This is a genomic window from Sphingobium sp. B2D3A (assembly GCF_025961795.1).
Taxonomy (GTDB): Bacteria; Pseudomonadota; Alphaproteobacteria; order Sphingomonadales; family Sphingomonadaceae; genus Sphingobium.
Genome location: NZ_JAOQOI010000001.1, coordinates 182,900 through 203,185 on the forward strand (window position 1 = coordinate 182,900; position 20,286 = coordinate 203,185).

The window sequence follows — 20,286 nt, forward strand, 5'->3', positions numbered from 1 at the left end:
GATCTAGGCGGCGACGGCGCTCACCAGCAAAGCCTTGCCGGCAAGCATGACGCCCTGGCCCGGCACATGATGCGGCGCAAAGGCCGCCGTGAGGCGAGCCTGCGCCTCAGGCATCCGGTCAGGCGCGACCTGATTGCCGATGTGCATGGCCGACAGCACGAAGGTCGCGGCATCCTGCGCGCTCGCGCCGGGTCCCCCGACCGGCAGGTCCCGCAGGCACGGCGCCACGTCCATGTTTGCGAACCCTGCGTGCGCCAGCACCTCTCCCAGCCATGCCGTATCGGCAAAGGCAAACGGGCCGGGGGCTCTGGGGTCCGGCCGCCCATCCGGCGCCGGCAGCAGATCCTTCAGCGCCTGCTGCATCAGCTGCATCCAGGGATTTTCCGGCGGCGCCGCCCAGACCGCGAGATCGATGCGGCCGCCGTCGCGGACCTGCCCGCGCAGATTGCGAAACGCCGCCTTGGGCCCGGCAAAGAACATCGACCCGAAGCGCGAAAACAGCCGGTCGAACGGCGCGCCGTTGATCGGCGCGGCACCGGCGTCGGCGCAGACGAAGCTGACATTCTGCAGGCCACTGAGCGTTGCACGCGCACCGCAGGACAGGATGAGGTCGGACGAGATATCGACGCCGGTGACATGCCCCTCCGGCGCCACCGCCCGGGCAATCGCAAGGCTGGTGCCACCACCGCCGCAGCCGACATCGATCACGCGCTCGCCCGGCTGGAAGTCCGCCCGAGCCAGCGCCACCGCGCCGATCGGGTCGATCATCCCCTCAAGCCGATCCAGATTGGCGAGCCAGTTGCGCCCCATGTCGCCTGCCCAGCCTTCAGCAGTTTTGCTGATCCCCACCCCGCTGTTATCGGCACCCATGCCTTTGTCTCCCGACCCATGATGCGGCCCCTGCCGTCATGACTGTTCGGCAGGCCGCTTGCTTAATAGATGACAATGTCCCGTCCCTCTGTCGAGCGGTGATGCGCGCGACATCAAATGCTTTGCGCTTGCATGTTTCCGCGCAGCGCAAGCTCCAGCATCCGCGCCGCCAGTTCGCGCTCGCCCATCACGACGTCACCGATCCCCAGCTTGATCAGATGATCCACCTCGCCGTCCGAATGGGCCCGCGCGACAATGCCGATCCCGGGGCGCAGCGCGCGCGCCTTCTGGGCGATGGCCCCGGCGTCGAACCCCTCGGGAATCGCAATGAGCAGGCTGGTCGCGCGGTCGATGCCCGCCGCCTCCAGCACCCGCCGGTCCAGCGCGTTGCCGGTCACCGCCTCATGGCCGTCGCGCCGCGCGGCATCGGTCAGTTCGGCATTGCTCTCAATGACCACCAGCGGCTTGTTCCGCTCGCGCAGGGCCTTGGCGATCAGCCGGCCGACGCGGCCATAACCGACCAGCACGACATGCACGAGCGTGGCGGACGGCGCTGCCACCGGCGGCGCATCGACCTTGGCCGCCTCGCTCGCGCGATGGGCGATGTAGGAGAACAGGAAGGGATGCAGGAAGATCGAGATGATCGCGCCGGCCAGAATCAGATCGCGCGCCTCGGACGGAAGGACGCCGAGACCGAAACCCAGCGTGACAAGAATGAACGAGAACTCGCCGATTTGCGCCAGGCTGGCGGCAACCGTCATCGCCGTCTTGCGCGGATAGCCGGATACCCGGACGATGGCATAGGCAGCGAGCGATTTTCCGACCGTGATGATCGTCACTGTCGCGAGCAGCGGCAAGGGCTGGCGAAGGATCACCATCGGATCGAACAGCATGCCGACCGAGACGAAGAACAGCACCGCGAATGCATCGCGCAACGGCAGCGTCTCCTCCGCCGCGCGCCGGCTGAGCGGGGTTTCGCCGAGGATCATGCCCGCAAAGAAGGCGCCGAGCGCGAAGGACACATCGAAGATGAAGGCCGATCCAGCCGCCACGCCCAGCGCAATCGCCAGCACGGCAAGACGGAATAGCTCGCGCGAGCCGGTATGCACCACCCAGTGCAGCGCCCATGGAATGATCCGACGCCCGACCAGCAGCATCAGCGCGACAAAGCCGCTCACCTTGAGGATCGTGACCAGAACCGGCCAACCGATCGCCGAGAGACCCTCGCTCTGCGGATCGAGCGCGATGCCGGCCAGCACCGGCAGCAGCACGAGAGCCAGGACCATCACCAGGTCCTCGACGATCAGCCACCCGACGGCGATGCGTCCGCGCTCCGTCTCGACCAGATCGCGCACCTGCAAGGCGCGCAGCAGCACAACCGTACTGGCGACCGACAAAGCCAGGCCGAAGATGAAGCCGGAGAGCAGGCCCCAGCCCATCAGCCAGGCCAGCGCCATGCCGAGCACAGTCGCGGTGGCGATCTGCACAACCGCCCCGGGCACGGCGATGCGTCGCACCGCCATCAGGTCCTTCACCGAAAAATGAAGCCCGACCCCGAACATGAGCAGAATGACGCCTATTTCGGCAAGTTCATTGGCGAGGTTGGGATCGGCGACGAAGCCCGGCGTGAACGGTCCCACCATCACACCGGCGACGAGATAGCCGGCAATGGGCGAGACCCGCAGCCGCATCGCCAGCGCGCCCATGAAAAAGGCAGCGACGAGGCCGGCGACGACCGTGGCGATGAGCGGCGTGTAATGCGGCATCCTGTATGGCAGCTCCTGTTGAGGCGAAATCCTATGGTGCGGAACGCGAATGTTGCAGCGTCTCTGCCAGAAAGGCATCGCACGACGCCGCAACCATCGCTTCGTCGCAAGGACTTTAATGGCTTGACGACCATGCGCAACGATGGTCATTGCCTTCAGACACTTAGGCAGGCCGCACCGGCTGTGACGAGACCGCGGACCATCCGCGTTGCTGGCCGTTGCGCCGAGCGCCGCTTTCCGCTAAGGGCCGCGAGAAATTCCGGCCGGATGACCCGTGTCGGCCGTCCACAAGCCCAGAGAGATTATCATGAGCCCCCGTCCCAACGCTCTGCGGAACGTTGCCATCATCGCGCACGTCGATCATGGCAAGACCACCCTCGTCGACCAGCTTTTCCGCCAGTCCGGCACTTTTCGAGACAATCAGCGCGTCGATGAGCGGGCGATGGACTCCAACGATCTGGAGAAGGAGCGGGGGATCACGATTCTCGCCAAGCCCACCTCCATCGAGTGGGAAGGCACGCGCATCAACATCGTCGACACGCCCGGCCACGCCGACTTCGGCGGCGAGGTGGAGCGCATCCTCTCGATGGTCGATGGCGTGGTGCTGCTGGTGGACAGCTCCGAAGGCGCGATGCCGCAGACCAAGTTCGTGACCGGCAAGGCGCTGGCCCTCGGCCTGCGTCCCATCGTCGTCGTCAACAAGGTCGATCGGCCCGACCAGCGCATCCAGGAAGTGCTGGACGAGGTGTTCGACCTGTTCGTGAGCCTCGACGCGACCGACGAGCAGCTCGACTTCCCCGTGCTCTATGCTTCCGGCCGCAACGGCTATGCCAGCACCGACCCGACCAAGCGCGAAGGCACGCTGACGCCGCTGTTCGAGACGATCGTCAACCATGTGCCGCCGCCGGCGCTGGACATCGACGCGCCGTTCACCTTCCTGGTGACGCTGCTGGACCGCGACAACTTCCTCGGTCGTATCCTCACCGGCCGCGTGACCTCCGGCACCGTGAAGATCAATCAGCCCATTCATGCGCTGGACATGGACGGCAAGATCATCGAGACCGGCCGCGCCTCCAAGATCATGACGTTCCAGGGCCTCGACCGCGTGCCGGTCGATGAAGCGCGCGCCGGCGACATCATCAGCCTCGCCGGCCTGACTGTCGCCACCGTGGCCAACACCATTGCTGACACCTCGGTCTCCGAGCCGATCAAGGCGCAGCCTATCGATCCGCCGACGCTCTCCATGCGCTTTGCGGTGAACGATTCGCCGATGGCGGGCCGTGAAGGCGACAAGGTGACCAGCCGCATGATCCGCGACCGCCTGTTCCGCGAAGCCGAGAGCAACGTCGCGATCAAGGTCACTGAGAGCGCCGACAAGGACAGCTTCGAGGTCGCCGGCCGCGGCGAGCTTCAGCTGGGCGTGCTCATCGAGACGATGCGCCGTGAAGGCTTCGAGCTCGGCATTTCGCGCCCGCGCGTGCTGTTCGGCGAGGACGAGAACGGCAACCGCACCGAACCTTATGAGACCGTCGTTATTGACGTTGATGATGAATTCTCGGGCACGGTTGTGGACAAGATGAATCAGCGCAAGGCCGAGATGACCGACATGCGGCCCTCGGGTGGCGGCAAGACCCGCATCACCTTCTCGGCGCCCTCGCGCGGCCTCATCGGCTATCATGGCGAGTTCCTCTCCGACACGCGCGGAACCGGCATCATGAACCGGCTGTTCGAGAAATACGGTCCCCACAAGGGCAAGATCGAAGGCCGCAAGAACGGCGTGCTGATCTCCAACGGCGCCGGCGAGGCCAATGCCTATGCGCTCGGGCCCCTTGAGGAGCGCGGCGTGCTGATGGTCGGCGTGGGCGAGGCGCTCTACGAAGGCATGATCATCGGCGAGAACGCCAAGCCGGAAGACCTTGAGGTCAACCCGATGAAGTCCAAGGCGCTCACCAACTTCCGCGCCAGCGGCAAGGACGACGCCGTCCGCCTGACGCCGCCGTGGAAGCTGACGCTGGAGCAGGCCATCGCCTATATCGACGATGACGAGCTGGTCGAGGTAACACCCAAGACCATCCGTCTGCGCAAGCGCTACCTCGACCCCAACGAGCGCAAGCGCGCTTCGCGGTCCAAGGCCGCCTGATCCAAAGGGCGCTTGTCCAGCCGGACGAGCGCCCTTTTCTTTTGGGGAAGAGGCGGCGTGCGCCGAACGACCCCATTCCCAGTCCCGCTCGAGGGCGTTGTGCGCGCGAGGGACAAGCTCCCAACCCTCTCCCCTTGAGGGAGAGGGTTGCGCAGACTTGGCAGCCTGCGGCCTTAGTCGAAGCTGGGAGAGGGGTAAGCGATCCAAAGGATCGCGCGGATCAAAGATCCGCCACCCCTCATCCAACTCCGCCTAACCGCCAGATGGCGACAAGGCGCCGTATCCTCCTCCCTCAAGGGGAGAAGGTTGAATTTGACCCGCGCCACTTCGTCCCTGCAACCTAGCGCGCAGGCGTGGGCGTTGCTGTCCCAGTCGTTCGCATCGCGGCGACCACCCGGTCCGCCTCGGCATGGGCCTCCGCCTCGACACCCTGATAATCGCGCGTGTAGCGCTGGGCGAAGCCCTGGACGCCCCATTGGCGATACTGGTGCACATGGTGCAGCTCGTGCGCCCATAGGCCGACATCCGAGGCGGCATCCTCGGCGGAGCGGAACAGCACCACATCGTCCAGCGTGATCGCTGCGGCATTGCTCCGGTTGAAGGTATTGGTCTGCAGGCTGAACTCGTGACCCTGGCCGACGCGATAGCGCACGCGATCCAGCAGGGCGTCCGGCATATGGCCGCGCAGCCGCGCGCGAATGGCGGGCGGGATCGGCTCGACGCCGGCGGCCACCGCATCGTTGCGCGAGGCGGTGATCCAGCTCGCCAGCGCCTGCGCCGCGAACAATTGCCCGGCACCCTGCAGATCGGTCAGCAAGCGCCGGCCGGCCTCGTCAAATGCCGGGACGACCTGGCGGGCGGCGTCCTGAGCCCGCGCGGGAACGGTGAAACCGGAAGCGGGAATCAGAAGCCCCACCGCAGCAAGCGGCACGACCAGCAGGGAAGGAAAGGAGAAACGGGGCATAGACCAGACCTCTAGGTCGTCGCGGCTGAACCCGCTTTTAACGCCTTACGTGTCCCATGCCCTTCGCGACCATCCTTCCACATATCACCGCATCCAGGGCACGCCCCATGGGCAGATGAACGGCCTGTTTCGCGGGCGTTCAGGCCGGTCTGGCAGAAAGGATGGATCGGACGAGCGAGGCCGCGCGCAACGCCGACATTGGACACAGGAGAATGACATGCCTCTTACCCCCCGCCTCGCTTCGGTCGCCTTCGCCGTTGCGGCCACATTCGGCCTCATGCCGCTCGCTGCGGCACCGGCTCAGGCCCAAAGCAGCCTGTCGATCAGCTATCGGGATTATGATCGTGGCGCCTATCGTGATGGCTACCGCGACGTCCGCCGCGACCGCCATTATCGCGAACGGTCTTATCGCAGCGACCGCCGGGACTGGCGACGTCACGACCGCGGCTATCGTAGCGGCTACGGCTATAACGACCGTCGCCGCTGCTGGACCGAAACCCGCTGGGACCGCTGGCGCGGCGAGCGGTATCGCGTGCGCATCTGCCGCTGATCATGCCAACCGCACGACCGGGGCCGGACAGTCTCCGGCCCGGCCGCCCTCGCGGACTGCCCCATGCGCGCTCCTGAGAAGCGTTGACTGGCCGAAAGCTCTTCGGCAAGGACGAGCCATGGTTGATACTCCCGCATCCGACACGCCCGCCGCACCGCAGAGCGAGACGCCGCCCGACCGCCTCTCCACCAATCCGCGCAGCCCGCATTTCGACGTGGAGACGCTGCAGCGGGGCATCGGCATCCGCTTCAAGGACCGGGTGCGCACCGATGTGGAAGAATATTGCATCTCCGAAGGCTGGATCCGCGTCGCCGCCGGCAAGACCCGCGACCGCCATGGCCAGCCGCTGACCATCAAGCTCTCCGGCCCGGTCGAGGCCTGGTTCGAGGACGCCAAGCAGGACTGAGCCCTGATGGCCCGCGACAGGCGCGCGGGCCAAACCATCTGCGTTGATGGCCGCGCCGATAGTGGCGGATGATCGCCATCCGATCGAAAGAATTGCCTTCCCGCCCGCCTCGTTTATGGTAGCGTTATCAAGACGCGAAGTTGAACGCGATTGGGGAGGATTAGATGGCGGCTATGTCCTGTCATACGCATGCGAGAGGCGTGTCGGCGTCTCGCCGTGAGTTGCTGGCTTCCGTCGCCTCGGCCACGCTGGTGAGCGGGATTCTCGCGCCAGTTACCGCGCGTGCAGCCTTGCCATCAGCTCAGTCTAAGGGCGCGCTCAGCGTGGCGCCGCGCCTTCAGCCCTTCGACATGGCGGATGTGACGCTACTGGAAAGTCCGTTTCTCGCCGCGCAACGAGGCACGGAAGCCTATCTGCTTTCGCTCGAGCCGGACCGGATGCTGGCCAATTTCCGCACAAATGCCGGGCTCGCTCCCAAGGCACCGGTCTATGGCGGTTGGGAATCCGAGGCGACCTGGGCAGACATCCACTGCCACGGCCACACGCTCGGCCATTATCTCTCCGCCTGCGCACTGATGTTCCGGTCCACCGGCGATGGGCGATTCAAGCAGCGCATCGATTATATCGCCGACGAGTTGGATGCCTGCCAGCGCGCATCCGGCGTGGGGCTGGTCTGCGCCTTTCCTGAAGGCGCCGCGCTCGTCGCCGCGCATATCCGGGGCGAGCCGATCACCGGCGTCCCCTGGTACACACTGCACAAGATTTTTGCCGGTTTGCGCGATGCGTGGCAGCTTGCCGGCAGTGACACTGCTCGCCTTGTGCTGCTGCGCATGGCCGATTGGGCGGTGGTCGCCACCCGGCCGCTCGACGCCGCCGCCTTCGAGGCGATGCTCGCCACCGAGCATGGTGGCATGAACGAGGTGATCGCCGATCTCTATGTACTGACCGGAAAGGCCGATTACCGCACCTTGGCCGAGCGATTCTCCCAGAAGGCGGTAATGGAGCCGGCCGCTAAGGGGCGGGACTTGCTGGATGGCATGCACGCTAATACGCAGGTGCCCAAGTTCGTCGGCTTCCAGCGCGTCTACGAGGTGAATGGTGAGAAGGCCTATGGCGATGCCGCAGCCTTCTTCTGGCGCACAGTCGCCCGCACCCGCTCCTATGCGACGGGCGGCCATGGCGATGCCGAGTTCTTCTATCCGCCCGCCGACTTCGCCGCGCATGTCTTCTCGGCCAAGGGCTCTGAAACCTGCGGCCAGCATAATATGCTCAAGCTCACCCGCGCGCTGTTCCTGCACGATCCGCAGGTGGAGCTGGCCGACTTTTACGAGCGCGCGCTCTACAATGGCATTCTGGCGTCACAGGACCCGGAGACCGGCCTCGTCACCTATTTTCAGGGCGCGCGGCCGGGCTACATGAAGCTCTACTGCACCCCGGTCGACTCCTTCTGGTGCTGCACCGGATCGGGCATGGAGAACCATGCGAAGTATCGGGATTCGATCTATTTTCATGATGCCGAGGCGCTGGTCGTCAACTTGTTCATCCCCTCATCGGTGCGCTGGCGGGAGAAGGGCGCGGTACTGACCCAGACCACCCACTTCCCCGAAGAACCGTCCACCACCCTGCGCTGGTCTCTGACCCGCCCCATCCGCGCGACCCTGCGCCTGCGCCACCCGCGCTGGAGCCGGACAGCGCGCGTCAGCCTGAATGGCGCGCCGCTGGCGCAATCGACGAAGCCGGGCAGCTATCTGGAGGTGGACCGCAGCTGGCGGGATGGCGACATACTGACGCTCCAACTGGACATGCAGGTGCGCGTCGAAGAATCGCCCGCGGCGCCGGGGATCGTCGCGTTCACTTATGGACCGGTCGTGCTCGCTGGCGCACTCGGCACGGAGGGGCTGGCACCGGGATCGGATGTGGTCGTCAACGAGCGCCTCTATGGCCAGTATAACGATACGCCCTTCTCCCCGCCCCAACTGGTGGGCGATGCCGAGACGATCGCGGGGCAGCTCCGCCCCGGCACCGCCCCGCTGGAATTCATCATCGCCGACCGGGAGGGACGCCCCGTGCGGCTGATCCCTTATTATCAGATCCGTCACGAACGCTACGCAACCTATTGGCCGCTACAGCCTGCCACCGGTTGAGGATCGCTCCAGAATCTCCTGATCGGCCTGTGCTTCAGAGCGGCTTAGCGGTCCCATACCGCCATCTCGTCTTGCGAATGCTTCTCAATATATGCAATGGAGGCGCTCGAACATGATTCGCGCAGGCTGATCGCTGCGCGTCGCCAATCATCGTCGGGGGGCATGTGGACGGACAGCGGGTGGACAGGCAGCGGGCGGATGAGCCGGCAGCGTCGGCAGGCGGCGCGGCAGCCATCGCGCGCGGGGCGTCCGTGTCGGCATCTCCCTCCAGTGCCGCTCGGCCCACGCAAAAGGCCCCGGGCAAGCGCAAGGCGCGCGCCTTCTGGCTCAAGCAATTGCACAGCTGGCACTGGATCAGCGCGGCGATCTCGCTGATCGGCATGATGTTGTTCGCGATCACCGGCATCACGCTCAACCACGCCGATTCCATCGGTGCCGCGCCGAAGGTCGAGGAGCGAACCGCGACCCTGCCGTCCGCCCTGCTCGCCCAGATCGAGGCGGCGCCTGCTTCAGCCGATGCGCCGCTGCCCGCCCCGGTCGCCGCGCATCTGCGTCAGGCAGTCTCACTCGACGCAACCGGGCGCGCGGCGGAATGGTCGGACGAGGAGGTCTATGTCGCCCTGCCCGGCCCAGGCAGCGATGCATGGATCACCATCGATCGCGCGACCGGCGCCGTGACGGCCGAGCGCACCGATCGCGGCTGGATTTCCTACTTCAACGATCTGCACAAGGGCCGCAACACCGGCGGCACGTGGAGCTGGTTCATCGACATCTTCGCTGTCGCCTGCATCGTCTTCACCCTCACCGGCCTGCTGCTGCTCCAGCTTCACGCCCGGCATCGCCCCTCGACCTGGCCGCTGGTCGGGTTGGGGCTGCTCATCCCGCTCGTCATCGCCCTGCTGTTCATTCACTGAGGACCCGCTCTCCCATGAAGAAGACTTCCCTCGTCCTTGCCGGTCTCGTCGCCACGCCTGCCACGGCAGGCACGATCAGCGTGACCATTCCCCGCCTCAACGTCGCCGAGTATCACCGCCCCTATGTCGCCGCATGGGTGGAGCCGACCGGCGGCGGCGCGGCGCAGACCATCTTCGTCTGGTATGACGTCAAGCTGCAGGGCCGCGAGCCTGGCACGAAGTGGCTCTCCGATCTGCGCACCTGGTGGCGCAAGGGCGGCCGCAGCCTCAAGCTGCCCGCCGATGGCGTGAGCAGCGCCACCCGCGCACCGGGCACGCACAAGATCGCCCTGCCCGCCACGCTCAAGCCGGGCCAGTACACCCTCTATGTGGAAGCCGCGCGCGAGACGGGTGGACGCGAGATCGTCTCCATTCCGCTGACATTGCCCGCCCAAGGCGGCTCGGCCAGCGGCAAGTCCGAGCTGGGCGCCATCACCTTTTCCGCTCGCTGAGCTTTCCAAGACCCGAAAGGCCACGACCCCATGCGCATCAAGACCGCTCTGCTTGCCGCCGCAGCGCTGATCGCCGCCGCAGCGACGCCTGCCACCGCTCACCGCCAGTGGCTGCTCCCCTCCGGCACCATCTTCTCGGGCGAGAACCCGTGGGTGACGGTGGATGCGGCCACCTCCAACGATCTCTTCTACGCCGATCACAACGCCATGCGGCTCGATGCGGTCAAAGCCTGGCGGCCGGATGGCAGCGAGGCGGAGATCAAGAACGCCGCGACCGGTCGCTATCGCTCCGTCTTCGATGTGCAGCTCGATCAGCCGGGCACCTGGCGGATCGGCAGCACGCAATCGGGCGTGATGGGCACGTTCAAGGTCGATGGCGTGGAGTGGCGGCTGGGTGGACGGCGCGGACCGCCGCCGGCACCGGGCGCAGCATCCGGTGCAGCCCAGGCGCCCGGCAATCAGGTGAGCAGCGTCGCGGACATTCCGGCCAATGCGACCGACCTCAAGCTGACCGAAACCAGCGGCCGCAACGAGTTCTTCGCCACCAAGGGCGAGCCGAGCGCCATCAAGCCGCTGGGCAAGGGGCTGGAAATGATGCCGATCACCCATCCCGCCGAGCTGGTGCAGGATGAGCCGGCCAAGCTGCGCTTCCTGGTCGATGGTCAACCGGCGGCCGGCCTCAAGGTCACGCTGGTGCCGGGCGGCAAGCGCTATCGGGACAATGAGGGCGTGTTCGAGGTGACCACTGATGCCGACGGCGTGGCAACGGTGAACTGGCCGATGGCAGGCATGATCTGGCTGAATGCCGCGCTGAGCGACGACAAGCCGGCCACCCCGCGCGCGACGGCGCGGCGGATGAGCTACACCGCGACGCTGGAAGTGATGGCCCCCTGACCATGCTCGGCGCCGTCCCGCGCATCGTCGTGCCCCCGATCCAGTCCGGCGCCCTCGCCGGGATCGATCCGGGCGCGCCGGTGCGGGAGATTGGCGGTGAAACCATGGGCACCATCTGGCGGGTCCGCTTCTGCGCCCCGCCGGACGGTGATGCCGAAGGGCTCAAGCAGGATGTGCAGGCACGGCTCGATGCCATCGTGGCGGATATGAGCCATTGGGCGCCGGATTCCGCCCTCAGCCGCTTCGGCGCGGCGCCGGGTGGGCAGTGGACCACCTTGTCCGCCGACTTTGCCGCCGTGATGGAGACCGGCCTCGCTCTTGCCGAGCGCACCGACGGCGCGTTCGATCCGGCCATCGGGCGATTGACGGACCTCTACGGGCTTGGTCCCAACCCCGCGCAAAGCGACCCGACCGACGAGGCGATTGCGCAGGCGCTGACGCAATCGGGCTGGCGACACCTCGCTTTCGAGGCGGGGACGCGGCGGCTGCGCCAGCCGGGCAGCCTGTGGCTGGACCTCTCCGGCATCGCCAAGGGCTATGCCGTCGATGCGGTGGCCGACCTGCTGGCCGGTCATGGCGTGGTGCATTGCCTCGTTGAAGTGGGCGGCGAACTGGTGGGTCGCGGGATGCGTCCGGATGGCGACCCGTGGTGGGTCGACCTTGAAATTCCGCCGTCCATGCGCGCCCGCCCGATCCGCATCGCCCTGCATCAACTGGCCGTGGCGACATCCGGCAATTATGTGCGCGGCGCCCACACGCTCGATCCGCGCACCGGGCGGCAGGTGGAGAACGGCGTTGCCTCGGTCAGCGTCCTCCACGCCCGCGCCATGGATGCCGACGCCTGGGCCAGCGCGCTCACCGTGCTCGGACTGCACGCCGGCGCCGCACTGGCGATCCGCGAGGGGCTGGCCGTCCACATGCTCGCCCAGGACGGCGCGACGACCCGTGAATGGATCAGCCCTGCGCTGGCGGAGATGCTGGCAGATTAAGACACTCTGCGAGCGCCTCACGTCTCATTGACTGGCGCTCTGAGGCCCATCCGCGCGCCGCTCCTTCACCGATACTGTCTTGACGCACCGCCCGTCATTCTGTCGAAGCTCCAGTGGCATGACATGAGATGGAAAGGTGCCAGGATGGGGAAGTCAGGCTTGAGGGTCGGCGCTCTGCTCCTCTTGGCAAGTGCGGGGGCAGCGCAATCTCGCGATGCTCAGCAAGGGGATTTTTGTGCCCGACTTGCAGCCAATATCGGCGTGGACAAACCCGCCTCGCCTGATGGATTGACGACATGGACGGCCAATGCGGCAAACTTCGGCCAACGTTTCATTTTTGGCGGAACCGTCAGCACTGGACTCAGCGTGAGTCCTGTCGAGCCCGCGACTGTCGAAGATTACAAGCGACTGACCAACATGTGCGCAACGCAAGGTAAGGGCGCCATTTGCCGCCTGGAAGGTCCACTCGATTTCACCTTCACTTGGAAAGGCCAGTCAATCGTGACGCCCATGGAAGCGGGAGAAAGAGCGGTCGTGACAGTCGCCGGAACCAGGACGACCTGCCAGTCCGTACCGTCGTCCCCGGCGTAAGATCGGCCGCCCCTAGCATGGCGACGATGTTTTGCCGTGGAGCCGACGTCATAACCACACGACAGCTCACTTCCCCATCTCATTGGGATCGAACTTCAGCATCGCCGCGCTTTTGAGCGCCGGGTCCCAATGTTCGGCGATCAGGCCGTTTTCGATCCGGTACACATCGAACCAGCTGGTGACATAGGGCTTGCCCGCCTCGTCCTTCATCGGGCGCTCGCTCATCACCAGCACATAATCGCCCTCCGCCACGATCCTGATGATCGGCAGCGTGATAGTCGGCGAAATCGGGCGGGCGAGGCGTGAGCCGCGCAGGAAGGCCGCCAGCGCATCCCGGCCCGAGGCGACATTGGGATTATGCTGGATATAGTCGGGCGTGAAGAAGCGCTCGACCAGATCGGCATGGCCGCCCTGCACGATATGGCGATACATGTCGTAAACGAGCTTCTTGTTGGCGGCGAGCTTTGGGTCCGGGCTGGCGAGCATCGCCTGCTGCGCCTCGGCCGAGGCCGCGACCTGAGCATGCCCCGGGCTGGTGACCATGGTCATGGCAATTAACAGCGCCGCGATGGTCGGAATGCGTGCGAAAACCCTCATGCTCTCTCCCCTCTCCATTCCGCCCGTGCGTCCCGTGCCGGCGGCTCTGGCCTTTGTGCCCCAAAAGTCCCATGCTGGCGAGCCTGAGGGAGAGACCGCATGGAAGACCGCAACAATCGCCAGGCCGTAGACCTGCTCAACAGCTTCCCGTTGCTGCTCATTCCGGTGCTGATCTATAATCTGGTGGCGCTGTTCGCCGGCGCGCCGCAGCCGGATCAGACCGAGCCGGCGCTGGCCGCCGTGATGCGGGGCGAGGCTTTCACGCTGCCCATGCTCTCGGGCGTAATGCTGATGCTGAACTGGGGTGACATGCTGTTGCTGCTCACCATCGTCTTCCTGCTGGTCGAGGTGGTGCGATCGACGCGGCGCGGGCCATCCTCCATCGCCAATCTGCTGCTGACCATGGCGGTGTTCCTGTTGTGCGCGGTCGAGTTCTTGCTGATGCCGCGCTTTGTCAGCGCCACCTTCTTCCTGCTTACCATGATCGTTCTGTTGCACGGCCTGACCGGCCTGTCGCTCTGGCTGGCAGACCGGCGCCACGCCGCAGCCGCCCCGCCCGCTTAGCGCAAGGCCAGTTCCGCAGGCTTCGGCGCCGGGCCAGCCGCCGCCGCGTCGGCCGTCGCTCCGCCGCGCAGCAGCGTCCCGCAAGCCGGCGCCTGCGCTTCGTCCGGGTCGACAAAACCGACGATGGCCCGCACATCCGGCAGCACCATCGATAAGCCGAAAAGGCGCTGGGGCCGGAACAGGTCGACCGGCTCGCGCAGCACCGTCGGCGCGGCCAGCGTGCCGCCGATCAGGATCGGCGAGGGGCGACCGAACCATTCGCGGGTCTTGCCCTGCGCCTGCAAGCGCAGATCGAGCCGCTCGCCCCGCAGATCGAACTGGCCGCGCCCGGTGACGACATGACCATCGGTATCGATCAGGATCGGGTCGGCCGTCGCCAGCCCGTCGCGGACCGAAAAGGCGATCAGTCCGCAATTGAGGTGGGTCGCGTCATCTACCGCCGCCTTATCGCCGCCGATCCTGAGGCGCTGACCGAGGCCCCAGAACATGCCTCCCCCCGAATCCACCCCGTTGCCGCTGCGCGTGCCGAACATCGCAGCACGCAGATTGGTCATATCCAGCTCCGAGGCGCTTGCCCGCGCCATGCCCACGCGCCCGGCCGGCAGCACCAGGGCGATGCGGCCATCGGCATGACCGAGCGTCTCGCGCAGGGTCTCGCCGCGCCCGCTCAGCTGGATGCGCCCGCGCGCCAGCGCAGTCGTCTCGCGCGGGGCGAGGCCCCAGCCGGCCAGCAGCGGCCCCATCGGCGTCGGCGAGAGGCGAATATCGTAGCGGGCAAGCGCCGGGGCGGATCGCGCATCGATGTAGATATCCGATGAGACGAAGCCGCCCGCCAGATCAACGCTGGCCGGCGACAGCATGAACCGCCCATCGATAAGCGCGAGCCGCATGGCGAGATGCGCGGGCTTGAGCGCGGAGGCCGCGTCCCCGATGCCCTCGATCTGCTCGGCCTTATAGTCGACCACGGCATCGAAACTGCGCAGCGCCTCGGAAGACAGGGTGGCATCCGGCAGCAATGAGGCGACGGGTTGAGGACCTTCGCCATCGGATGGGGACGTCGCAGTGCGCAGCCCCAGCACAGCCATGCCGTCCGCCAGATGCAGGGCCCCGGACGCCAGAGACGCGACGACGCGCGGACGGGCGCCGCGTTGATCGAGCGTGAGGCTGCCGCTGAGATCGGTCTCGCCAAGCTGCCCTGCGATGCGGCTGAAATGCCAGCCGCCACGCCGTTGCGCGAGCCGGGCCGTCAGCGAAAAGGAGGGCGCGGCTGGAAGATCGATGCGCGCCAGTGCCGCCAGCGCGGCAAGGTCGGGACCGCGCGCCGTCACGCGCAGGTCCGCCCCGGCTAGCCGGAAGGGACTGTCGCTTTCCCCTTCCAGCCGCAGGTCCAGTGTCTCCGCGCCCGCACGCACAGCAAATCGAAATGGTTGCCCTTCGGCCGAGTTGCTGGAGCCACTCATACGGAAGGCATCACCGGCAAGACTGGCCCGCCCGGTGAAACGCACCGCGCCCGGACCGCTGCCGACCAGCTTGAGCCAGCTCTCGATCCCGTCGCGCTCGTCCCGGTAGCGCAGCACGAGATCGTCCGCGTCCACCCGCCGCACGCCAGCGACGGCAAATAGACCGTCCTTGCCACCGAGCTTCCAGTTGGCCGCGCCCGTGCTCGCCTGCCGCTCCAGATCAAGCGTGCCGCCGCGCAACCCGAGCGCACGCGGGCCAGAGCGCCCGATCAGCAGATCGAACGTGGAAAAGCGCGCCGTCAGAGCGCGGACATTCAGCAGATCCGTCGCCTGCGCCCAGGCGGCATTGGCGATGCGCACATCGTCCGCAGCCAGTTGCAGGGAGAAAGGCGTCACTAGCAGGCGGACATCGCCCTCGATCGCGACGGCACGGCCCAGCGCGGCACTCGCCCGGCGCTCGATCGGTTCGCGCAATAGCGCGGTGCCAAGACCGGCGGCCAGCCCGGCCCAACCCAGCAGCGGCAAAGCCAGCGCCGTCCAAAGCAGCGGACGGCGACGGCGCGCGGCCCGAGGCGTGCCAGGGTGAGGCTCGCCCGAGGGCGGCAGGCGCGGTGGTGCGGTCACGGCGCGCCAGTACTGGCACGCCGGATCATCAGCGCTGCCGCCGCCCCACGCTTGTCCCCGGAGTTCATGCCGCCGCACTAGCGCCGGCAAGCTGAACCGCCGCTGAGCGCTGGCGCGACTTACTTCTCGAAGGCCGCGCTGATCGTCAGTTTAACCTCGTCGGACACGATGGGAATCGCATAGGTCATGCCGAAGTCCGACCGCTTGATCGCCGCCGTCGCCTCGAAGCCGAGCGTCGCCTTGCCGTTATACGGATGCTTGCCGGCCCCGGTGAACTCGGCCTCAAGCACCACCGGCTTGGTCACGCCGTTGAGCGTCAGGTCGCCGGTGATCTTTGCAGCCGTGGCGCTCGTCGCGACCACACTGGTGGAGACGAAGCGGGCCGGCGCCGGATCGGGGCCGAAAAAGTCAGGTTTTCCGCCATCCTTGCCCGCGCGCAGCAAATGGCCGTTGAGGCCGGCACTGGCCGTCACCACCCGCGCGACCGGAATGGACACATCCACCTTCGCGGCGGAGAGCTTCGCCGGATCAATCTCCAGCGTGCCGGTGATGTCCCCGAAAATGCCGAAATAGTCGTTGAAGCCGAAGTGGTTGGCGCGCCAGCCGACGAGCGTATGGCCCGCATCAGCCTTGTAGGTGCCGGCTGCGACCCGGCTGACATCCTTCTGCCCGGGCAGTTGCGCATCATTCTGCGCGGCCAGCGGCGCCACGACCAGAATGGCCGGCAGGGCCACCAATGCGGTCGCCAGAGCGATCTTTGTTCTTTTCATCATTCCACGGTCCTCCAACCAGTCAAGAAAAGGCGTAGGGATATCGGGCGCTCAGAGCGGCGAATCCGGATTGAACAAGGTCCGCCACATATGGGCGCTCGGGCTGCTATCGAATCCGAGGCCCTCCGCGGGCTGACGGAAGTGGCGGCCGATCACATCCTCGAACGGATCGAGCGAGACCTGCGCACTGGGATCGAAGGCGTAGAGATCGTTCACGGTCACAAGGCGGGCCGCCATGTACCAGCGGTGCTTGCGGACCATCGCGAATTCGCGCTGCACATGCGGCGGCGGGACATAATCCTCGCCGAACATCTCGCGGTAGATATCGGGATAGGTGTAGCCCGTCTCCGCGTCCGGGAAGAAGCGCAGCGCGGCATGATGCCGGATGGCGAAGGCGACCTTCTCGGAGACATAAGGCTCGAAAAGCTGCGCGCTCCAGAAGCCGTGATTCGCGCGCATCATCGCCATCGACAGGTCATGGACGAGGCAGGCGAAGACGATATCCTCATCCATGTTGCGCTTGCGCGCCTGCGTGGCGCTCTGCAGGCAGTGGTTGGACGTGCTCTGAAAGCGCAGGCGAATGAAATCGGCGAGCTTGGGCTTTTCCGGCATGGGCGCCAACACGTCGACAGTCCCCTGCTCGGCGATGAAGACATTGCCGACACCCCGCCGGTAGTGGCGCGTGGGGATCTGCGCATCGACCTGCGCGACGCTGGGGAAGGTGCGCCCCACTGGACCAAGATTATCCGCCAGCGCATGTTCCAGCGCATCGGCCTTAGCCTCCGCGCTCATCGCCGCGACAGCGGCCGCGCCACCGAGCGAGGCGATGAACGCACGCCGCCCGATTCCGCCGACAATATCCTCCGCTGCTCCCGATTGCATGTGATCCCTCCCCGTCTGCCCCGAGACTTTTCAATTGACTTTGTGAACTCCATTGACGGATTTGCGAACAGATTTGTATCTGGATCATGACGTTGCACTGCGTTTTTCCGTCACTCGGAAAACTGACAGGTGCTGATTGACAGTGCTATCCGAATAGCACGCGCAATGGAGGGGAATGATGGGCGGCACGCAAAGCCGGGGCCGGATCGGCGCGGCATTTTCATGTCCATGGGTTACGCAGCACCGGGCGCACGCACCAACCTCGCGCGCCGCCTGGATGCACGCGGAATGACCAGCCCGCGCGGCTCGGCAGAGCGAGTCATCTATCTCCTCAGGCTGGTGATCGAGGGCAGCGAGCAGTTCACGCTCGGCGAGCTTGCGGAGCGGTCGGGCCTGCCGCTCAGTTCCGTCCACCGCCTGCTGCGCCCCTTGCTCACCGAAGGCATCGTCGAGCGCGGCGATGGCCAGACCTACCGCACCGGGCGCGAACTCACGCGGCTGGCATCGCAGCTGATGGCACAATTCGATCCGGTGCGCAGCGCGCGACCGCTGCTTGCCGGGCTGGTGCGCAAATGGTCGGAGACGGCCGTGCTGTGCCTCTATGCCCCGGTTCGGCGCCGCGCCGTGGTCGCCGCTGTGGCCAATGCCGCCTGCGACCATTGCCCGGCGCTGGAAGAAGGCATCGAGATCGAATTGCCCTGGGGATCGCTCGGCCAGGCCATTCTCGCCAGCCTGCCACCGGGCGAGAGCGAAGCCATCTTCCGGTCCATCACCCGCAGCCCCATCGCGGGCAGACCGCCGGCAAAGCGCGCCCAATTCCTCGAGCAGATGCGGTGCATCCGCGACGAGGGCGTCGCGCGCAATCTGGATGAGGAGCTTGGCCTCGCCGGGGTCGCGGCGCCGGTTTTCGATGGCGCGGGACGGCTAATCGGCTCGCTCGGCGTCGTGATGCCCCTGCCCCGCTTCCACGCGGCGCGCGATGCCGATCTCGTCCGTGACGTGCTGAGGGCCGCGAACAGCTTCGCAGGCCGCGCCGCCGACAGCACAGGGCGCGCCCATTCCTTCCACATTCCGGAATTGCGGCCCGATGTCCATTAAGAGGATTGACGCCATGGCGCCTCCACCCCTGTCTGGCAGGAAAAGCTGCACACAGCGCGCAAGGGGGAGAGGCGGGGTGACACATATTGGCGGATTACGGGGCAAGCGCCGTGCGCCCGATTACTGAGCCGCTGCCCATCGGCCGGGAGAGCGCGGTCGCCCCATCCTCTCTGCCCAAGGAACAGCGGGCGCCCTGGCCCTGGCAATCGACATGGCCATTCGCAATGCTGATGGTCGTCTCCATCTTCAACTATCTGGACCGGTCCCTGCTCGGGCTCGCCTTGCCGGCGATCAAGGCGGAGATGGGCGTTTCCGACACCGCGCTCGGGCTGGTTTCGGGCGTCGCGTTCATCGTAATCTATTCGCTGATGGGCCTGCCCATCGCGTGGGCGGCCGACCGATTCAATCGCCGTACGATCATCTCCATCGGACTCGCCTTCTGGAGCGCCGTCACGCTCGCAACCGGCTGGGTTACCAACATTTGGCAGCTCGCTTTCGCGCGCTTCTGCCTCGGCGCAGGCGAGGCCAGCAGCACGGCGCCGGCCAATTCGATGATCGCCGACCTGTTTCACCCCACCAGACGCCCGCTGGCCTTGGCGATCTACGGGATCGCCGCGACCATCTCGCACATCGTGCTGTTCCCGGTCGCCGGCTGGATTGCGGAAACCTATGGCTGGCGTGCCATGTTCATCGCGGCCGGCGTGCCCGGCGTCGTGGCAGCGTTAGTCTTTCGTCTGACAGTCCGCGAGCCGGCCCGCACTGCTGCTCGGCCGGCGCACAACCGCTCGCCGATTGCCGCAATCAGAACCGACGTGCGCGCTCTGCTGGCCAACCGCTGCTATGCTTGGATGCTGCTCGGCATGACGTTCATGGGGTCCAACATCTGGGCGACCGGCTCCTGGACGCCGACCTTCTTCCAGCGCGTCCACGGCCTGACCATGGCGGAAGCGGCGACGATCATCGGCCCCTCACGCGGTTTTCTCGGCGCGGCGGGCATTCTCCTGGGCGGCCTGCTGGTCGATAGGCTGCGTAAGAGCCAGTTGCGCTGGCGGGTCGGCATTCCGGCGCTCGCCTGCCTGGCGATGGGCCCCGCGGAACTGCTGTTTCTGCTCGGCGAGGAAACCGCGATCTGGGTGCTGGGCTTTGCCGGCGCCAGCTTCTTCACCCTGCTGCATCAGGGGCCGATCTATGCCGCCGTCGTCAATGTGGTGGCGCCCGACCAGCGCGCGCTGGCCATTGCGATGCTGCTGCTGGGCGGCGGCCTCGTCGGCAACATCATTGGACCGACGGCTGTCGGCATTTTGAACGATGTGCTGGCGGCGGACTTCGGCCAGTCCGCCATCCGCTATTCCCTGTTGCTCATCGCGATCACGCCACTCTGTGCCGGCGCCTGCTTCTGGCAAGCCTCGCGCCTCTACGTGCGCACCGCGAATGAGGAGGGGTGAGCGCCACCGTGCAACGAGTTGATTTCGAAAATCATGTTTGCCGCTCGATGCGGCCGCGCCGTCCTTCCATATACTAGAAATCCTGCCTTCATCGCGTGACAAAAGAAAATTGATTTTGTATACCGAG

18 protein-coding genes are annotated in these 20,286 nt (G+C 66.2%); 11 read left to right on the forward strand and 7 right to left on the reverse strand.

All coding sequences use genetic code 11. The features are described from left to right. Window positions 1-3 precede the first annotated feature (3 nt). Together M2337_RS00895 and ybaL are read right to left on the reverse strand one after the other, a co-directional pair. Window positions 4-870, reverse strand: a complete 867-nt coding sequence (locus M2337_RS00895) for a class I SAM-dependent methyltransferase (RefSeq protein WP_264571310.1) — start codon at window positions 868-870, stop codon at window positions 4-6. Window positions 871-983: 113 nt separating this feature from the next. Further along, window positions 984-2,636, reverse strand: coding sequence for a YbaL family putative K(+) efflux transporter (gene ybaL, locus M2337_RS00900; RefSeq protein ID WP_264571311.1), 1,653 nt, complete (start codon window positions 2,634-2,636; stop codon window positions 984-986). A gap of 307 nt (window positions 2,637-2,943) precedes the next feature. Here ybaL and typA point away from each other — a divergent pair, with 307 nt between their 5' ends. Then, the gene (typA, locus tag M2337_RS00905) at window positions 2,944-4,776 is read left to right on the forward strand and encodes a translational GTPase TypA (protein ID WP_264571312.1); all 1,833 of its coding nucleotides are present in this window, start codon (window positions 2,944-2,946) and stop codon (window positions 4,774-4,776) included. Between the two features lie 340 nt (window positions 4,777-5,116). Here the strand turns inward: typA and M2337_RS00910 are convergent, their stop codons facing one another. Further along, window positions 5,117-5,740, reverse strand: a complete 624-nt coding sequence (locus tag M2337_RS00910) for a DUF4157 domain-containing protein (RefSeq protein ID WP_264571313.1) — start codon at window positions 5,738-5,740, stop codon at window positions 5,117-5,119. Window positions 5,741-5,957: 217 nt separating this feature from the next. Between M2337_RS00910 and M2337_RS00915 the strand changes: the two genes are divergently transcribed. The 7 genes from M2337_RS00915 to M2337_RS00945 all read left to right on the forward strand — a co-directional run bounded on the left by M2337_RS00915 (window position 5,958) and on the right by M2337_RS00945 (window position 12,128). Beyond that, a complete protein-coding gene (locus M2337_RS00915) occupies window positions 5,958-6,290 on the forward strand; it encodes a hypothetical protein (RefSeq protein ID WP_264571314.1) in 333 nt (110 codons plus the stop codon). A 118-nt stretch (window positions 6,291-6,408) separates the two neighbouring features. Continuing rightward, a complete protein-coding gene (locus M2337_RS00920; RefSeq protein WP_264571315.1) occupies window positions 6,409-6,696 on the forward strand; it encodes a DUF3297 family protein in 288 nt (95 codons plus the stop codon). Between the two features lie 200 nt (window positions 6,697-6,896). Beyond that, window positions 6,897-8,840, forward strand: coding sequence for a glycoside hydrolase family 127 protein (locus M2337_RS00925; RefSeq protein ID WP_319799447.1), 1,944 nt, complete (start codon window positions 6,897-6,899; stop codon window positions 8,838-8,840). A 251-nt stretch (window positions 8,841-9,091) separates the two neighbouring features. Further along, window positions 9,092-9,754 carry a PepSY-associated TM helix domain-containing protein gene (locus M2337_RS00930; protein ID WP_181561520.1) on the forward strand — a complete coding sequence of 221 codons (663 nt, stop codon included), beginning with the start codon at window positions 9,092-9,094 and terminating at the stop codon, window positions 9,752-9,754. 14 nt (window positions 9,755-9,768) lie between these two features. Continuing rightward, the gene (locus M2337_RS00935) at window positions 9,769-10,245 is read left to right on the forward strand and encodes a DUF2271 domain-containing protein (protein WP_264571316.1); all 477 of its coding nucleotides are present in this window, start codon (window positions 9,769-9,771) and stop codon (window positions 10,243-10,245) included. Window positions 10,246-10,275: 30 nt separating this feature from the next. After that, window positions 10,276-11,139: a DUF4198 domain-containing protein gene (locus tag M2337_RS00940; RefSeq protein ID WP_264571317.1), complete on the forward strand. Its 864-nt coding sequence runs from the start codon at window positions 10,276-10,278 to the stop codon at window positions 11,137-11,139. Window positions 11,140-11,141: 2 nt separating this feature from the next. After that, on the forward strand, window positions 11,142-12,128 hold the full coding sequence (locus tag M2337_RS00945) for an FAD:protein FMN transferase (RefSeq protein ID WP_319799448.1): 987 nt from the start codon (window positions 11,142-11,144) through the stop codon (window positions 12,126-12,128). Window positions 12,129-12,785: 657 nt separating this feature from the next. On the opposite strand, the gene M2337_RS00950 is transcribed toward M2337_RS00945, so the two are convergent. Next, window positions 12,786-13,316, reverse strand: a complete 531-nt coding sequence (locus M2337_RS00950) for a nuclear transport factor 2 family protein (protein WP_264571318.1) — start codon at window positions 13,314-13,316, stop codon at window positions 12,786-12,788. 99 nt (window positions 13,317-13,415) lie between these two features. On the opposite strand from M2337_RS00950, the gene M2337_RS00955 reads away from it, so the two are divergent. Beyond that, a complete protein-coding gene (locus M2337_RS00955; RefSeq protein WP_264571319.1) occupies window positions 13,416-13,880 on the forward strand; it encodes a hypothetical protein in 465 nt (154 codons plus the stop codon). Here the strand turns inward: M2337_RS00955 and M2337_RS00960 are convergent. From M2337_RS00960 to M2337_RS00970, 3 genes are all read right to left on the reverse strand, one after another. Continuing rightward, window positions 13,877-15,964 (reverse strand): AsmA family protein, encoded by a 2,088-nt coding sequence (locus M2337_RS00960; RefSeq protein ID WP_264571320.1) that lies wholly within the window; start codon window positions 15,962-15,964, stop codon window positions 13,877-13,879. The genes M2337_RS00955 and M2337_RS00960 overlap by 4 nt on opposite strands. Before the next feature lie 119 nt (window positions 15,965-16,083). Further along, on the reverse strand, window positions 16,084-16,737 hold the full coding sequence (locus M2337_RS00965; RefSeq protein WP_264571321.1) for a YceI family protein: 654 nt from the start codon (window positions 16,735-16,737) through the stop codon (window positions 16,084-16,086). A 48-nt stretch (window positions 16,738-16,785) separates the two neighbouring features. Then, complete coding sequence (locus tag M2337_RS00970) at window positions 16,786-17,616, reverse strand: hypothetical protein (RefSeq protein WP_264571322.1); 831 nt, start codon at window positions 17,614-17,616, stop codon at window positions 16,786-16,788. Between the two features lie 165 nt (window positions 17,617-17,781). On the opposite strand from M2337_RS00970, the gene M2337_RS00975 reads away from it, so the two are divergent. Beyond that, window positions 17,782-18,714, forward strand: coding sequence for an IclR family transcriptional regulator (locus M2337_RS00975; RefSeq protein ID WP_264571323.1), 933 nt, complete (start codon window positions 17,782-17,784; stop codon window positions 18,712-18,714). Window positions 18,715-18,824: 110 nt separating this feature from the next. Then, the gene (locus M2337_RS00980; RefSeq protein WP_264571324.1) at window positions 18,825-20,159 is read left to right on the forward strand and encodes a spinster family MFS transporter; all 1,335 of its coding nucleotides are present in this window, start codon (window positions 18,825-18,827) and stop codon (window positions 20,157-20,159) included. The last annotated feature ends 127 nt before the right edge of the window (window positions 20,160-20,286 follow it).